This window comes from Dysgonomonas sp. 37-18 (assembly GCF_001899125.1).
Taxonomy (GTDB): domain Bacteria; phylum Bacteroidota; class Bacteroidia; order Bacteroidales; family Dysgonomonadaceae; genus Dysgonomonas.
Genome location: NZ_MKVC01000021.1, coordinates 89,962 through 107,025, shown reverse-complemented (window position 1 = coordinate 107,025; position 17,064 = coordinate 89,962). Strand labels below are relative to the sequence as shown.

Below are 17,064 nucleotides of genomic sequence, written 5' to 3'. Positions count from 1 at the left end.
ACGATTTGTTTTATTCTTTAATCTTACCGTGTTTCTTTATCGCCGATTCACGCCACCAGCATTGAAACACCGGAACTACGAACATGGTCATCGACTGGATAAGCATCCCTCCGAAAGTAGGAATGGCCATCGGAACCATAATGTCCGCTCCCTTACCTGTCGATGTCAATACGGGAAGTAATGCGATGAGTGCGGTTGCCGTAGTCATAGCGGCAGGGCGTACACGCCTTAATCCGGCGTGAACTACAGCCTCTCTGATTTCATCTTTGGTATGTGGGTCGCGTTCGAGGAAAGTATCATGGATATATGTACCCATCAGCACCCCATCATTGGTAGCGATGCCGAATAAAGCTATAAATCCTACCCAAACAGCAATACTCAGGTTTATCTGATGCATTTGGAACAGGTCGCGCATATTCATATCCCCAATAGAGAAGTTCATAAACCAAGGCTCTCCATAAAGCCACAACAGGATAAATCCTCCGGCAAAGGCTACGATTACCCCGGAAAAGTGGATCAATGATGCTGTAACAGTCTTAAACTGAAAATACAATATCAACAAGATAGCCAGCAAACTTAATGGTATAACAACCAATAGTCGGTTAGCAGCCCTTTTCTGTTGTTCATAATTTCCAGCAAACTTATAAGATACACCTTTGGGCAATTCTAACTGTCCGGACGCTATTTTATCTTTAAGTATCTTGTCAGCTTCTTTAACAACATCTACTTCGGCTTTTCCGGCTACTTTGTCAAAGATTACATAGCCTAATAGAAAGGTGTTTTCACTCTGGATCATTTGCGCTCCCTTGGTATATTCTATATCTGCTACTTCCTTTAAAGGAATCTGAGCTCCGGTTGCTGTTGGCACAATCAGTTTAGCCAGTTCTTCGGGGTTATCCCTCAATTCCCTCGGATACCTTAAACGCACAGGAAAGCGTTCACGTCCTTCTACAGTTGTGGTCAAAGGCATTCCTCCCACTGCTGCACTGATTACATCTTGTAAATCAGCCACGGTAATGCCATAACGTGCCATATTCTGACGGTTTAATTTTATTTCAATATAGGGTGCTCCGACGGCACGGTCATAGAACACAGTAGATGAAAGTATAGACGGAATATCTTTCAAGGCTGCTTCCAATGCTTTTCCTCCTTGCTCAATGGATTCCAGATCGGGCCCTGATACTTTCAATCCCATCGGTGCGCGCATACCTGTCGAAAGCATCACCAATCGGGCTTCTATCGGTTGTAGTTTAGGCGAGGATGTAAGTCCCGGCATGTGAGAAACATTTACGATTTCCTGCCATATATCATCCGTTTTTTTGATATGGGGACGCCACTGACGAAAATAATCGCCCTTGCTGTCCGTGATAAGACTATCGGCAGGTAACAGGCGAAAACCATCTTTCGGATTATAAGCGCCTCCACCTTTTAAAAGGAACTCACCATTACGGTTTACTTTAAATCGTTGCCTGTGTCCATTTTCGTCCAGAATATATTCACTACGATAGTTAATTGTGTTTTCAAACATTTGGGTTGGAGCAGGGTCGAGTGCCGAATTGACACGTCCCCACTTACCTACGGTTAGATCCACTTCGGGAATATTGGAAATGCGTTTATCCAGTGTTTCAATAAATTGTAAATTCTGCTCTATACCCGTATGAGGCATACTCGTTGGCATCAAAAGGAACGAGCCTTCATTCAGACTTGGCATAAACTCTTCACCAATACCGGGGAAACGTTCACTTGAAGCCTGCCAGAAAGCAGTTTGTCTAAAACTCTTCCAGCCCACAGTTTCAAAACCTTTAGCCACAAAACCGAATGTTGTATCAAATCCCAACCATATCATAATACCGAAGAATACGGTAACTAATGGTATAAGCATAAACTTCCATCGATGTGCCAAGCACCAACGTAATATGCGTTCGTAATAAATTACCAATATCCATAGTAAGGCTAAGATTATACTTATCGCTACAAGGACGAATATTAAGTTTAAAAAGAATCCTTCCTGCGGGCCGATAGGTAGCCACTCGATTGTTAAATAATAGACAGCTACCAGAATTGCAATGCCAATATTGATATAAGTAGGTATCTTCTTATTCGTCCATCGGTAAGCAAGGAAGTTATTCAGTCCAAATAAAGTGAGAGCCAGGGCTGCCAATACTCCCGTAAAGACAAACAACAGGATACCTCCAGCTATCAGGACAATATTAGTAATTTTTCGTACCTGGGCAGAAGTCACTTTAATGGAAAATACATAATAAGCCAGTGTCGGCAACAGACTTAGTCCCAGTAGTAATGCCGATATCAATGCAAAAGTTTTTGTAAATGCTAACGGATGGAATAATTTCCCCTCCTGCGCCTGCATGGCGAAGACAGGCAGGAAGCTCACAATGGTAGTAAGCATTGCTGTCGTGATAGCACCTGAAACTTCGCTGACGCTTTTATGTATCAGGTTTGTAAAGGCTTTCCCTTTGGAAATGCCTTCATTTTCGGGCATCTCCATATGCCGGATTATATTTTCGACAAAGACAACTCCGACATCAATCATGACCCCGATAGCGATGGCAATACCCGACAGCGCGACAATATTGGCTTCGACACCCGTATAACGCATGATGATAAAGGTGGCCAGCACCGTTATAGGGAGCATGGAGGAAATCACAACCGATGCCCGTAGGTTGAAGACTAATACTATTACTACAATTATACAGATCAGTATCTCATGAGAAAGGGCTGTTTCCAGTGTACCGATAGTTTCCTGTATCAGTCCAGACCTGTCATAGAAAGGTACAACAGTAACTTTTGACACGGTACCATCCGCCAGTGTTTTCTGAGGAAGCCCTGCTTCCATTTCTTGTATTTTAGCTTTTACATTGTCAATGACCTGCATCGGGTTTGAGCCGTAACGGGCAACCACAACGCCACCGACTGCTTCGACACCTTCTTTATCCAGACCTCCACGACGGGTAGCCGGGCCCAGATTAACAAAAGCGACATCTTTAATTTTAACGGGTACTCCATTGCGGACAGTAATAACCGCTTCTTCCAGATCGGAAACATTCTTTATATACCCCAATCCCCTGACAAGATATTCAGCCTTATTGATTTCCACTGTTTCCGCACCTATGTCCAGATTGCTCTTTTGTACGGCATTCATCACATCCATGATGGAAACATTAAAGGCACGCATAGCATTAGGATTTATCTCTACCTGATATTCTTTCACAAAACCGCCGATAGATGCTACTTCGGATACTCCTTCGGCTGCTGAAATCGAATATTTGGCATAAAAGTCCTGAATAGTTCGTAACTCATCTGGGTTCCATCCGCCGGTTGGCTCCCCTGTTTCGGGGTTACGTCCTTCAAGGGTGTACCAGAATATTTGTCCTAAAGCAGTGGCATCTGGCCCCAAGCTGGGCTGTACCCCTTCTGGTAATGTTCCCGCAGGTAGGGAGTTCAGCTTTTCTAATACTCTGGAACGACTCCAATAAAATTCGATGTTGTCGTCAAAAATGATATATATAAACGACATACCGAACATAGAAGTACTACGGATGGTTTTCACTCCGGGTATTCCCAGCAGTGAAGTAGATAACGGATACGTAATTTGTTCCTGAATATCCTTTGGTGAACGTCCCATCCATTCAGTAGCTACAATTTGCTGATTTTCTCCTATATCAGGAATAGCGTCCACAGGGACAGGATCGCGTGGCAATACGCCACCATGCCAGTTGAATGGAGCTGTAGATAGTCCCCAAACAATGATGATAACAAGTAGTAACAATGTTATAACTCTGTTATCGAGAAAATACTTGATGATTCTGTTAAGCATAGTAATATTTTTATTTATCCGTCAATAATATATTAAGGTTTTCCCATTTTCCTCCGTCATATACATTTATAAACCCCTGATGTGTTAAAAATGTTTTAGCTTCTTTACTTCTTTTACCACTACGGCAAACTATAACAATAGCTTCTTTCTTTTGTAGGGAAAAAACAGAATCATTTAATTTGTCCAGCGGAATATTAATAGAATTTCTTATATGACCTTCATTATACTCTTGTTCTGTACGAACATCAAGTATAATAGCAGATTTATCCTCTATCAGATGTTTGACAAGGGTGTATTGAGGGGATGAGGGTTGAGAGACTGTTGAATCAATCGGAACTGTCTCCGTATTATAATGAGTATATACGGGACGTCCTGTGATATAGCCGGTGGACATAGCTATACCAATCAGAAAATAAAATGGTTTCATTGTTCTTTGATTTGATAAACATTTGTAAATCTTTGTTTTTAGATTTAAACAATTTAACGTACATCCGGTTTTGGATATACACAAAATTCAAACCAATGGCAGGGTAGCCACGGATTTATCAAATCAAATACGGTAGATGCAAATATAGGTCAGAAGGTCTATGTTGTGTAAACTAAAACCTCCTGGCGGAAAGTATTGACTGGTTTTAGTTACACCCTCATTCTCTGTTGGTATAAGCAAATTAAGAGCCAACCATACATTTTCATATGACGGCAATATATTGCTTAGGTTAAATTGCTGAACCTGATGCTGATAGTCGTCCGTTGAGAGTTCAACCTTTTGAATGTCACAGCAATTTTCATGGGATGGCATTATGTTATCCTCCTGTGTGTTTGAAGTAGTATGGCAGGCATTGTCATCCTGTTGTGGCATTTCCATATCTTCACAGCAGGACTTCTCTATTTCATTGTCCAAAACTCCAAAGGAATATAATTCTCCTGCACAATAATGCATAGCTATCACAGGATGAGCTCCAATGATCAGCATTAATAGCAACAGAAATATTGATATAACCTTCTTCATTTTATTACTGTAAAAATTCACTTATAAAATAAGCTATTGGCAAAGGTAGATATTTATTTTTATATTAACACAAAAAAAATACAATTTTATCCATGTTAGTTTTTAGATATCCAAATTGGATTTTATCATTATACTGCACAAAGATAGAAACACCCAACATGAAGTTACCGTCATTTTTAACAATCAACTTTAAGCATACCTAAATCTCATAATTTAATCTTTGCTATTTCCCATTTTAGTTTTTTGTCCTGTCCTGGAAATAATGGAATATCATGCTCCGAAATATTGGAATATCCTAAAAACACATTATACAGTGATAACACAGACATTGAACAGTTGTCTCTATTTTTGGAAATTACCAGTTCGTTTAGCAAACATTTATTATATTTATATCAAACGACATCAAACCCCTATTCATATATTTTTATTAATTCAAGGGTAAATATTCCGTACAAGCTCTTTTGGGTATTGAATTTGAATTATCATTAGCTATAAAATTTTATAGCAAGAAATTAATAAATACAATAAATCAGATAAATAAATTTGAGAATATTGGCAATATAAGGATTATTTAGTATTTTCACGCTAAGTTAAGTCGCTCTTTAATAGTAAGGGAATTAAGCATATCTAAGAACCAAGTTGGTTTCTAGATCGTTACCTATTGAAAAATAGCACATGCGCAATTTGTTGATTAATAGTCTATAAGACTTTCTTTTGTGTCTTGCAACATATGTTGTTAAGTCAATTGGTATGTTCAATTCTTTACCAATGTCTTTTAACCGTTTATTTACTTTAGTAATTACTTTATGAACTCGATTTGCTTTTTGTTGCTCTGTTTTATGGAAACTGTTTAAAATCGGGAATAGATAAGGATTTTCGGAATTAGAATATTTATTGATAATCTCCATTGCTTTAGCCTGTAATGGCGTTTTTATCAACTTATTTGTCTTTCTTCGAAAGTATATTAATCTATCCTCAATTATATTATCTCTGGTTAAATAAGCCATATCAACAAAGTTTATCCCTGCCATTAAATAAGAGAATGTAAATAATTCAATAGCAAGCATTTCATATATGTTATTACCATCATAAGGGTAATTTATAACAGAAATAATATTCCCTTTTGAAATAGAACGCTTTACAGTTTCCTGCTTTAGTTTAGAAACATTATATTCCTTAAATGGATAATGTTCCGTTTTAGCTATATTCTCTTTAATAGCCACATTGTAAACGGCTCGTAACGTCCTAAATCGGATACCTATTGTATTTGTTGATATATTATTACTCTTTAGCCAAGTTTCATATTTATTGAGCCAAGAAGCATCTATATCCGAAAAGTAAATATCAAGGTGCGTATTATACTCTAATAACGAATTTAGGACTTGTAAATGAGACAAAGCATAACCACGTCGTTTTTCCTTAAACAAACGCTCTATCTGGTCTTCAAACACCTCTTTTACTGTTTTCTTAATTGTTGGATTATGCACCTTTTCAATTAGAGATTTAGCCGTAAACTCCTTATTTGTAATTTTATATTCAATTATTTGCTCTCTGTATTCTTTTGTTCTCTCTGAAATGAGGGTTAATATTTGCTCTTTATTGGGACAGTTCCGTTTCGGTTTGTTTTTGGTAAAATCCCAATACTCTGGATTGATTGAAATTCCGAGGCTTAAATATCGCCTTTTTCGATCTTTCGTTACTCTTAGCATTAAAGGATTCTCATTGTTTTTCAACACTTTAGATTTGTAACAAATCACATCAATTGTTGCACTCATGGTTTACACATCGGTTTACACAACCTATGTAAAACAGTGTATCTTCGTATATAAAAGATAGGGAAGTTATATTAAACGAAAAAGCCGTAATTCAATGAATTACAGCTTTTTTTAACGTGGTGCCACCAGGAATCGAACCGGGGACACAAGGATTTTCAGTCCTTTGCTCTACCAACTGAGCTATGGCACCTTAACCGTTTTGCGTGTGCAAAGATAGTACATAATTTATATTCTCCAAAAATTATACGAACTAATTTGATAATATTTTCACAATTCATAGAGCCCTGCAAGCTGCAACCAGCCTAATTATTGAGCTTTTCAGCCTCATTATCAGAATCTATAGACTAAATAAAGTCGGCTGAAAAATATTTAAAAAAATAGTCGATATTTTTCATATCAAAGCGTATTCAGGCAGGAAAGCTGATTCGTTTTACTTCAAAAGAAAAATAGCAGTCTTAATTCGATACTACTTTCAATCCAATAATTGAACAGACAAGCGTAAAAATAAAGAATAACCGCCAAAAGCTAGAAGGCTCTTTAAACACCAAGATTCCTAACAATACAGTACCAACTGCACCAATGCCTGTAAATATAGCGTAAGCAGTGCCCATTGGTATTGTTTGAACGGCTTTTATCAACAAATACATACCCAAAGCAAGACAAATACCAAAACCAATATACCAGTAGTATGAATGAGGAGTAATTGCCTCTTTTGCTTTTGATATGCAAAATGTAAACCCAACCTCAAACAAACTGGCTAATAATAAATAAATCCATCCCATAATACTTAGACTCACTGAACAAACGTTCAATATATTAAAAAAATAATACTACTTCAATAAAAAAATATAATGTAATAAAGCCTTTTCCAGATTCTGAACAATCGAATTTCCATCTGTACTGAAAATACTTTGAAACCAAATACCATCAGTCAGGGTGAACAATTGCATCGCCGAAACTTCAATATCTGTATCCTGCTTTATCTCTTTCCTCGAAACACTATTTCTCAGCGCACTCTCCCACCCGATTTTCTCTTTTTCGATTGTAGCCTGATATTTATTTCTAAATATGGCATCACGTTGCATCACTTGATAGAAAAGAAAATGATAATTCAACATCGACACATTTGTATTCTTAGATGCATCTCGAACAATATCAGATACTATTCTAGCGATCTTCTTAAAACGCTTACACATAAAATCAACAAATTCGAAAACTGTGTAATCTGCCGTGCGTCGAACTTCAAAATCAAATATTCTTATAAAATACTTTTCAGTAACCTGTATAAACAGATCTTCTTTATTCTTGTAATAATGATACAGAAGACCTCTGGACAGACCTGTTGCTTGCTGTATATCAGATATTGACACAGCATCAAAGCCTTTCAAGAGCAACAGCTCAAATGTTCTTTCTAATATTAATTCTTCTGACACCATAATTGAACAATCATTCAACAAAGATATATTTTTATACCAAATCAGACAAGATCGAATGTATAATTATAGAAAATTTATAGAATAATAGTCTTTATAAACCAATCGTAAAGCAACGAGAGAAGAATCCAATTAAGTGAACCATAATAGAGCAGCACGGGATAAAGATGACAATAGATACAAAAACGATGAAAAGTTCTTACCTTTGAGCTTTCTTTATTTAGATCGAAATATAACAAAGGCATCGAGAAAAATGACTGTATTATACGAGGACAACCATATCATCATCATCAATAAAACAGTATCTGAGATTGTACAAGGAGACAAAACCGGAGATCAGCCACTTTCAGAAATTGTAAAAGAGTATCTAAAGGAGAAATACAACAAACCCGGAAATGTATTTTGCGGGGTAACACACCGTCTCGACAGGCCGGTAAGCGGCATTGTTATCTTTGCGAAGACAAGCAAAGCCCTTAGCCGTTTGAATGAAATGTTCAAAAACAAACAGATAGACAAAACCTACTGGGCAATAGTAAAAAACATGCCGAAAGAAGCTGAAGGAACGCTCAGTAACTATCTGGTTAGAAATGAAAAGCAAAACAAATCGTATGCTTATGATGTGGAAAAGCCAAATTCGAAGCTAGCCATACTGCACTATAAGTTGATAGCACGATCCGACAGATATAATTTACTTGAAGTTGACCTTGAAACAGGCCGCCACCACCAGATACGTGTACAACTGTCTAAAATGGGATGTCCCATAAAAGGTGATCTGAAATACGGCTTCGACAGGTCCAATCCTGATGGAGGCATCAGCCTTCACGCACGTAAAGTATCTTTCCTACATCCTGTTTCAAAAGAACGGATCGAGGTCACTGCCCCTCTACCGAAAGATACCCTTTGGCAAGCTCTGGAAAAAGCAATTAGTTAGAACTTACAGGAACTTCTTTCCCCGAAATGGCATCCTCTATATATGAACGTAGAGAGGTATATTCCACGCCCTTGGAAAAAGCACGTCCGTAAGTATAACGTGTTACTCCTTTTATTTTAGAAACTTTGTATTCCCCTCCTGACTGATTATCAAGAGATGGTGTATATTCAACGAAAATAGAAGAGTCCACTTCTCCCGAGTCATTCATCACATAGAATATATTTTTAACGAAAGGCTGAGATGAGCTCTCTTCATAACGCTCATATGCATATACATCAAAAGAACCAACTTTAAACTGATCTATACAAAAATTATCAGAGATGGTAGTCGAAGCCAACTGGCCTTCTTTATATGCATTATATAGCTTAGTCTTAGATGCAGCCGCCTTGTTGTACTCCCCAAGCTTAACATAACACTGAACCAGCTTTTCATACGAATAATAATCGTCAGGAAGATAGCCGACTAATTCCTCATAGGCTTCTGCAGCTTTGGTATATCTACCAAAATCATATTCTATCCGTGCTATATTATAAAGAACTGTAACCAACAATTCCTCATCCTTCTTAATTTTATCTTTGGCAGTATAAAATACATTCAATGCATCAGACAGATCGTCTCGGCTTGCATATATTACTCCTATCATGTAGAACGCTTTCTCAGACGGAGGATTAAATGATGTAGCCTTCTTATAGTTTTCCAAAGCTTTATCTGTATCTTCTTTTGCAACAAATACATCACCTAATCCGACGTATGCATCTGCAAAATCAGGAGAAATAGCGATGGCCTTTTCAAAACTAACTTTTGCATCATCAGCACTGCCATTTGCATTCTGAACTAATCCTTTCACATAATAAGCCCGGGCGCATTTTGCACTTTTCTGCACGGATAAGTCTATATATCGCGACGCATTGATCAGATCGTCCAAGTAAAAATAAGCCTCTGCTACATAAGCAAGATTATCCGCCGAAAGGCTACGTGGCTGAGCGGCATATTGTTCTACCACCTCTTGATAAAGTCCTTTATCAAACAATGATTTTATATCCTCTGTTGGTTTTACGACTTGTAGCTGTGCAGAGAGCAATGACTGTACCGAAAAGCACATTAGAAACGAGATAAAGAACAACTTAACAATACTCTTTTTCATACTTAATTTCCTTTATTTTTCTTAAAACCATTTCTGTCTTCTTATCCAAAGGTAAGAAAGAACCGCAATCAATATAAGAGTTATCCAAGCTCCGAGATAACCATATTTCCAATCCATTTCGGGCATCAGCTTGAAATTCATACCCCAAACACCTACCATAAATGTCATTGGTATAAATATGGTAGACACTATCGTCAATCGCTTTATAATATCATTCATCTTTAGGTTATTGTTATTATAATACAAGTCCAGAAGGGAAGTCAGCGACTCATGGAAAGATGCCAAGTTGCCCAAGATAGAACGCATACGATCATCAAAATCATTATAATAAACAATATTTTCTTCTTCTATCAATTTGTTGGTGTTATGCAAGAGATTGACAAATTCTTCGCGCAGAGAAGTGATAGTACGCTTTATATGCATATAATCGACCCGGCATTCGTGCATCAAACGCAGAATATCGATAGACCCTTTGCCTTCTATCAAATGATCTTCTACATCAGCCAGCCTGTCTTCAATATCCATTACGGTATTCACATTCGCCTGATTCACGGCGCTCATCAAAATGTATAGAAGGAAGTCAGCTCCTTTCTGACGCACTACAACATTATTCTCTTCTATATTTCTTTTTACATCATCAAAAACAGGGATTGCTGCCTCCTGAAAACTGACTACAAAGTTCTTTCCAAGAATAAACCCGATCTGCATATCGTCAATATCTGTAGTATCTTTTACCTGATAAAAGAGAGACATCAGAACAAATGAGATATTTTCATACCCAACAGCCTTTACAACTTGTCTGTTTCCCAGAAGGTCCTTAATATCAAAACCGTGTAGTCCAAGCTCTTTACAAATTCTGTATACAGTATTAGCATCAGATATCCCTGTTATCTTTATCCAATTTACCTTCGTTGTATCTATCTTATCCTTAATAGATTCTTGCAATTGAATATTCCTAACCTCCAGACGTGTCGTATCATATTGAACGAGTTCAATAGACATCGGTATATCCTTATCACCAAGATATACGGGTTTGGTTAATAGATAATTGTTTCGTGAAACCTTATTCTTCGATTTTCTGGTGGTTCGTTTACTCATACTGCAAAATTATGTTTTGAGTGATATTAAACAATATCAAAAGTAAGAATAAAATACTATATTTGTCGACTCTAAATCCGTATTATTTAAACTAAGGCAGATTTACTGACGATAAATTATTAACACTTGTGATGTAACCAATGAACGAAATATACAGCATATTAAAGAAAAAGAAAATGCAATTCTTTTTCTTATTTTATATCCTACTCCTACTGCCTATACTGTGCCCTTTAGCTCAAAATTTTACTTTTTTAGACAAAGTTGCTGTTTTCTTGGTCTGTGGTTTATTCTTTGCTGCTATCTGGATCTTATCGCTATTTATCAGTTCCAGATCTGAAAAGATCATATACTCTATCATGTTGGCTATCTCGATTATTCCTGGATCAATCTATCTGGCCTACTTACTGTTTGCACACGTTATGCTTGAGCAAAACAGTGTGACCAGTCTATTCGAAACTAATCCCGAAGAGAGTAAAGAATTTATAGCGCATTATCTGAGTATGTGGGTTATAGCCGGAGTTGTAGTATATGCTGCGATACCTATCGTGATGATCTGTAAAATGCGTTCGTTCAGAAAACTCAAAATAAAAGAATATAAAACGCTGTTTATATTAAGTATAATAACAATAATAGCCATTGTTGGCATAGGCAGGGTATCACGGTCTGTATATTTCATCAATTTCTACAGAACATTTATCAGCTATAAGATCCGTACAACCCATGAGGTAAAAGAGATACAAGCACGTCAAAGCTTAGATTATGAAGTAAAAACCAACCATAAAGATTCCATTCCTCAGATAATGGTACTGGTGATTGGCGAATCACTGAACAAAAATCATATGTCTCTCTACGGCTATCCAAGAAATACAAACCCCTTGTTGTCACAATACGGAGACAGCCTTGTTGTATATAATGATGTAGTAGCTCCACATGTGCATACAATTCCGGTGGTTCGTTCTTTATTATCGATGAACGAAGTAGATCATTCGGAATACTTCACAGAGAAACCATCTATGTACGAATTATTCAACCGTGCGGGATACGAAACATACCTTATAAGCAATCAGAGATTTAATGACGAAATGCGGGCAAGCTACGACATACTGCTATCGCTTGCGAAAAAAAGATACAATCTGGCATCTTACAGGCAACACGATGATATTGTCCTTCCCATATTAAATAAAATACTGGAGAAGAATGACAAAAAAGATAAATTGATTATCATACATCTCATAGGAAACCACATGGCCTATGAATTCAGATATCCTAAAGAATACATATTCTTCAACAACCAAAAAGATGGCTTGGTGAAAGATGCTCCATACAGAGACGAAAAAGCAAAAAAAGCAATAGATGCTTACGACAACTCTGTTCTCTATAACGACTATATAGTAAACAGCATTATCGGTTCTCTAAAAAAATTACAGCATCAGGATGCAGCCATGATCTACTTATCCGACCACGGAGAGGAAATGTACGATTACAGAGATTTTGCAGGTCATGCTTATGAAAAAGTATCACCAACGATGAGCGAAGTCCCTTTTCTTGTATGGCTATCGCCGTCATACAGAAAATTCAGAAAAGATCTTGTCTTTGACAAAAACAGAGTCTATTCGTCAGCAGACTTTATTTATTCTGTATCCGATCTGGCAGGGATAAATTATGTTGATTATGATGACTCGAAGAGCATATTCTCCACGCATTTTGTTCCTCGTGAGCGTTATGTAGGAGAAAAAAAATACGAAGACATAAAAGAGAAGTTTGAGAAATAGAAACTATCTGCCGGTGTAATCAGAAAATCATTTTATAGCCTATTCCCCGAATATTTATAATTTGAATTGTAGGGTCTAAAGCTAACTTCTTACGCAGCTTTACGATAAACACATGCAGGCTGCGTGTATTAAAGAAACTATCATCGCCCCAAAGCTCAATCAGTACAGCTTTATTCTCTACGATATTATTCTGATTAGAACAAAGACGTTCCAATATAGCAGCTTCACGGTGAGAGAGAATTTCAGTACGTTGAGAGTGAACTAATTTCTGCATCAAGGGATCGAATGTATATTTTCCTATCTCATATATTTTATCTTGAGGGATCTCCGTTTGCGCTCTGTTTAGCAAAGCCTTGATACGCACAATAAGCTCATCCATTCCGAAGGGCTTTTTCAAATAATCGTTTCCTCCTATCTCAAACCCCTGAACTACATCGTCTGTCCTAGACTTAGCACTTAAGAATAATATCGGGGTTTTCTTGTCACTTTTACGTATCAGTTGAGCCATTGTGAAACCATCCATCTTTGGCATCATTATGTCTGCCACGACGATATCGGGCTTCAACCGATGAAAAAGCTCGAGCCCTTTTTCTCCATTAACTGCTATATCAACAACAAACTCCTTTTTCTCTAAAGTATCTTTAATGATCATAGACAAGGCCGGTTCGTCCTCTACTAACAATACATTTATCTTATTCATCCTATCATTATTTCGAAACAAGTACCTTTACCTTCCACACTTTTTGCTTTAATATTCCAGCCATGCTTAACCACAATCGTCTTTACATAAAAAAGCCCTAAGCCATATCCTTTAACATCGTGAACATTACCTGTATGAACACGGTAAAACTTATCAAATATCTTATCCAAAGACCCGTCCGGAATACCGATTCCGTTATCACATACAGATAAAACAATTTTATTTCCCGACTTACGTGCCGACAACCGAATCTCTACCGAATCGTTGGAATATTTGATTGCGTTTTCAATCAGATTACTTACTACATTACCAAAATGCAATCGATCGGCTTCAATACTCAATCCTTCAGGTTGTATATCTATTACAAATGAGGTTGGTTTTACAGTGTTCAGTAAAAACTTATTTTTCTGACTCTCAAATATGCTCCCCACTTCTATATTTTCCAAATTCAGTTTGAGGTTTTTCCGCTCTTCTACCGACATCGTTAGTATCTGTTCCACAAGGCTATTCAGATACATTAACTGCTCACGTGAAATATCAAGATATTCTTTTCTTTTTATAGGGTCATCGCCAAAACCAAAGTTCTGGAGGGAATCTACAGCCGCGTAAGTAACTGATATCGGCGTTTTAAGCTCATGTGTCATATTATTTACAAAGTCTGTTTTTATTTCATCTATTGTTTTTTGTCTTAATATGATTTTAAGCAAATATATAAAAGTCACAATTAGTAAAATAACCATCAATACAGAAACGGAGGTCAACCCCCACATACCTTTAAAGATATACCACTTAGGATTATCCATATACAAATAATAAGTATGTATCTGGGTTTTGAGACCTTCTAAAACATATTCCTTACTATTCTTAAAATCGAAAGTTCCTTTAGGTATTTGAGTCACCAAGGTATCTCCAATAGATGTTCTACACTGGATAACATGAGGTATATCGAATCCTTGTGCAGACAAATCGGCACTCATAATACTATCCAAACGTACTAAGTCGAGTGGGGTTATTTCTCCAATAGCAGACAAAAGTCCTTTCTTGATTTGTATCGTTACCTCTTGCAAGTCTGCGTAAATAGAATCAGAGCTACTTTTTTCGCCTCCTCGTTCTTTGGAGAAACTCATACTAATGGTTGTCTTACCTTTGCCGGAGTTATAAGTCTTTGTTTCTACAGAAGCAGGAATACCATTTTCTGCTTCTTCCTCTTCAGCATCCTTGGCTGATATGGTAGACATTCTGATTGCCAACTCTTTGAAGGAGCTGCTTTCTGCCGTATTGTTTATTACTGTTTCTAACTTCTCATATTGCTGGTTATAGAAATTGACCAACCAATAAGCCTGATAAGAGCAAACCAGAATTAACAAACTAAAAATAACGATCGCTATGGATTTAAATCTGAACTTCATACATGAATTCATTATCGATAAAGCAAATGTAAACAATAGCTTAGAAACAAAAAATAGTGATAACACTAAATAACACTAGACAAGCAAACTTCTGTACAAATCATTTTTATAAAATTATCTTATATAAAGGCAGTTATAGTAACAAAGAAATAAAATACAGACACTTTTTGTAACAGAGAAAAGGTGACAATAAAAACAGATCGAAAAGGTGTTACTTTTGTCACTTTTTATTAGCTATATCATTGTTTACTAATACTTAACAAAACATTTATATTTTGTCACTTTTTTAACTAACATACAGTTCTCTATTGCTTGCTGGGATAGGCATATTATATCCGCTTTTTTTAGTACTTTTGCAACTTATTACGGAAAAATCAATGAGCGAACTTAAGAAAGAAATACAAAAAAGACGCACTTTTGCTATTATAAGTCACCCCGATGCGGGTAAAACAACCCTTACTGAAAAGTTATTACTATTTGGAGGGGCAATACATGTTGCCGGAGCAGTAAAGTCAAATAAGATAAAGAAAACTGCTACCTCGGACTGGATGGAGATAGAAAAGCAACGTGGTATTTCTGTTGCCACCTCTGTTATGGGATTCGAATACGATGGTTATAAGATCAACATACTCGATACTCCCGGTCACCAGGATTTTGCCGAAGACACTTATCGTACCCTGACTGCAGTGGACAGTGTGATCATTGTTGTCGATTCGGCCAAAGGGGTTGAAGCACAAACACGCAAGCTGATGGAGGTCTGCCGTATGCGCCATACTCCTGTCATGATATTCGTCAACAAGATGGATAGAGAAGGTAGAGATCCTTTTGAATTACTAGACGAACTGGAAGCCGAATTACAAATCGGGGTTCGTCCTTTGAGTTGGCCAATTGATAGCGGACAACGTTTCAAAGGAGTTTATAATATATATCAGGAAAAATTAGACCTATATACTCCAAGTAAACAGACTGTTACGGAATCTATAGGATTTAAAGATATAAATAGCCCTGAGCTGGAAACATACATTGGAGTACCCTTGGCTGCAAAGCTGAGAGATGACATCGAGTTGATTGACGGAGTATATTCCGAACTGGATATGGATACATACCTCAAAGGACAAATTGCACCTGTATTCTTTGGATCGGCTCTCAACAATTTCGGAGTAAAAGAACTGTTGGATTGCTTTGTAAAGATTGCACCATCTCCACGTCCTGTAGAGGCAATAGAGCGTGAAGTAAAACCTGACGAACAGGCTTTTACAGGATTCATATTCAAGATACATGCCAATATGGATCCTAATCACCGTTCATGTATTGCCTTTGTTAAGATATGCTCTGGAAAGTTTGAACGGAATGTAAACTATAAACATATGCGATTGAACCGTTCGATGAAGTTTTCCTCTCCTACTGCCTTCATGGCTCAAAAGAAAGAAACTGTAGATGAAGCTTTTGCGGGTGACATTGTAGGTCTGCCTGATACCGGGAATTTTAAGATCGGGGATACACTCACATCGGGAGAAGATTTACACTTCAAAGGTTTACCTAGCTTCTCTCCTGAAATGTTCAAGTATATCGAAAATGCTGACCCGATGAAATCTAAACAACTTCAGAAGGGAATAGACCAATTGATGGACGAAGGTGTTGCTCAGTTGTTTACAAACCAATTTAACGGACGCAAAATTATAGGAACTGTTGGGCAGCTGCAATTTGAAGTAATCCAATATCGCCTATTGCATGAATATGGTGCTCAGTGTAGATGGGAAGCAATCAATTTGTATAAAGCTTGTTGGATAGAAAGTGACAACAAGGAACAACTGGCTGACTTTAAGAAGCGTAAGGCTCAATATATGGCAGTAGATAAAGAAGGACGAGATGTCTTTCTTGCAGACTCTAACTATGTATTGATGATGGCTCAACAAGATTTCAAGGATATAAAATTCCATTTCACTTCTGAGTTTTAA

Annotated in this window: 13 protein-coding genes and 1 tRNA gene; 3 read left to right on the top strand and 11 right to left on the bottom strand. The window is 37.2% G+C overall.

Translation table 11 applies throughout. The features are described from left to right. Nucleotides 1-10 precede the first annotated feature (10 nt). The 7 genes from BGO84_RS07475 to BGO84_RS07445 form a co-directional block, all read right to left on the bottom strand. Nucleotides 11-3,835 (bottom strand): efflux RND transporter permease subunit, encoded by a 3,825-nt coding sequence (locus BGO84_RS07475; protein WP_006801212.1) that lies wholly within the window; start codon nucleotides 3,833-3,835, stop codon nucleotides 11-13. 10 nt (nucleotides 3,836-3,845) lie between these two features. Next, nucleotides 3,846-4,262, bottom strand: coding sequence for a rhodanese-like domain-containing protein (locus BGO84_RS07470; protein ID WP_006801211.1), 417 nt, complete (start codon nucleotides 4,260-4,262; stop codon nucleotides 3,846-3,848). 123 nt (nucleotides 4,263-4,385) lie between these two features. Next, entirely contained in the window at nucleotides 4,386-4,844 is a 459-nt protein-coding gene (locus BGO84_RS07465) for a hypothetical protein (protein WP_006801210.1), read from the bottom strand. Nucleotides 4,845-5,461: 617 nt separating this feature from the next. Further along, nucleotides 5,462-6,619, bottom strand: coding sequence for a site-specific integrase (locus BGO84_RS07460; RefSeq protein ID WP_291028659.1), 1,158 nt, complete (start codon nucleotides 6,617-6,619; stop codon nucleotides 5,462-5,464). Between the two features lie 117 nt (nucleotides 6,620-6,736). Next, nucleotides 6,737-6,809 (bottom strand) — tRNA-Phe (locus BGO84_RS07455). 265 nt (nucleotides 6,810-7,074) lie between these two features. Beyond that, nucleotides 7,075-7,401, bottom strand: a complete 327-nt coding sequence (locus BGO84_RS07450; protein ID WP_291028666.1) for a multidrug efflux SMR transporter — start codon at nucleotides 7,399-7,401, stop codon at nucleotides 7,075-7,077. A gap of 48 nt (nucleotides 7,402-7,449) precedes the next feature. Further along, nucleotides 7,450-8,055, bottom strand: a complete 606-nt coding sequence (locus BGO84_RS07445) for a TetR/AcrR family transcriptional regulator (RefSeq protein WP_291028658.1) — start codon at nucleotides 8,053-8,055, stop codon at nucleotides 7,450-7,452. Between the two features lie 250 nt (nucleotides 8,056-8,305). Between BGO84_RS07445 and BGO84_RS07440 the strand changes: the two genes are divergently transcribed. Then, nucleotides 8,306-8,983, top strand: a complete 678-nt coding sequence (locus BGO84_RS07440; RefSeq protein WP_291028665.1) for an RluA family pseudouridine synthase — start codon at nucleotides 8,306-8,308, stop codon at nucleotides 8,981-8,983. On the opposite strand, the gene BGO84_RS07435 is transcribed toward BGO84_RS07440, so the two are convergent. Both BGO84_RS07435 and corA read right to left on the bottom strand, forming a co-directional pair. Further along, nucleotides 8,976-10,127: a tetratricopeptide repeat protein gene (locus BGO84_RS07435; RefSeq protein WP_291028657.1), complete on the bottom strand. Its 1,152-nt coding sequence runs from the start codon at nucleotides 10,125-10,127 to the stop codon at nucleotides 8,976-8,978. The two genes, BGO84_RS07440 and BGO84_RS07435, sit on opposite strands and share 8 nt — an antisense overlap. 21 nt (nucleotides 10,128-10,148) lie before the next feature. Next, a complete protein-coding gene (corA, locus tag BGO84_RS07430; protein WP_291028656.1) occupies nucleotides 10,149-11,225 on the bottom strand; it encodes a magnesium/cobalt transporter CorA in 1,077 nt (358 codons plus the stop codon). A gap of 140 nt (nucleotides 11,226-11,365) precedes the next feature. Here corA and BGO84_RS07425 point away from each other — a divergent pair, with 140 nt between their 5' ends. After that, complete coding sequence (locus BGO84_RS07425; protein ID WP_291028655.1) at nucleotides 11,366-12,997, top strand: sulfatase-like hydrolase/transferase; 1,632 nt, start codon at nucleotides 11,366-11,368, stop codon at nucleotides 12,995-12,997. Between the two features lie 19 nt (nucleotides 12,998-13,016). Here the strand turns inward: BGO84_RS07425 and BGO84_RS07420 are convergent, their stop codons facing one another. Together BGO84_RS07420 and BGO84_RS07415 are read right to left on the bottom strand one after the other, a co-directional pair. Beyond that, entirely contained in the window at nucleotides 13,017-13,697 is a 681-nt protein-coding gene (locus BGO84_RS07420) for a response regulator transcription factor (RefSeq protein WP_291028654.1), read from the bottom strand. Continuing rightward, nucleotides 13,694-15,106, bottom strand: a complete 1,413-nt coding sequence (locus tag BGO84_RS07415) for an ATP-binding protein (RefSeq protein ID WP_291028653.1) — start codon at nucleotides 15,104-15,106, stop codon at nucleotides 13,694-13,696. Before BGO84_RS07415 ends, BGO84_RS07420 begins: the two co-directional genes overlap by 4 nt. A 377-nt stretch (nucleotides 15,107-15,483) precedes the next feature. On the opposite strand from BGO84_RS07415, the gene BGO84_RS07410 reads away from it, so the two are divergent. After that, nucleotides 15,484-17,064, top strand: a complete 1,581-nt coding sequence (locus BGO84_RS07410) for a peptide chain release factor 3 (RefSeq protein ID WP_291028652.1) — start codon at nucleotides 15,484-15,486, stop codon at nucleotides 17,062-17,064.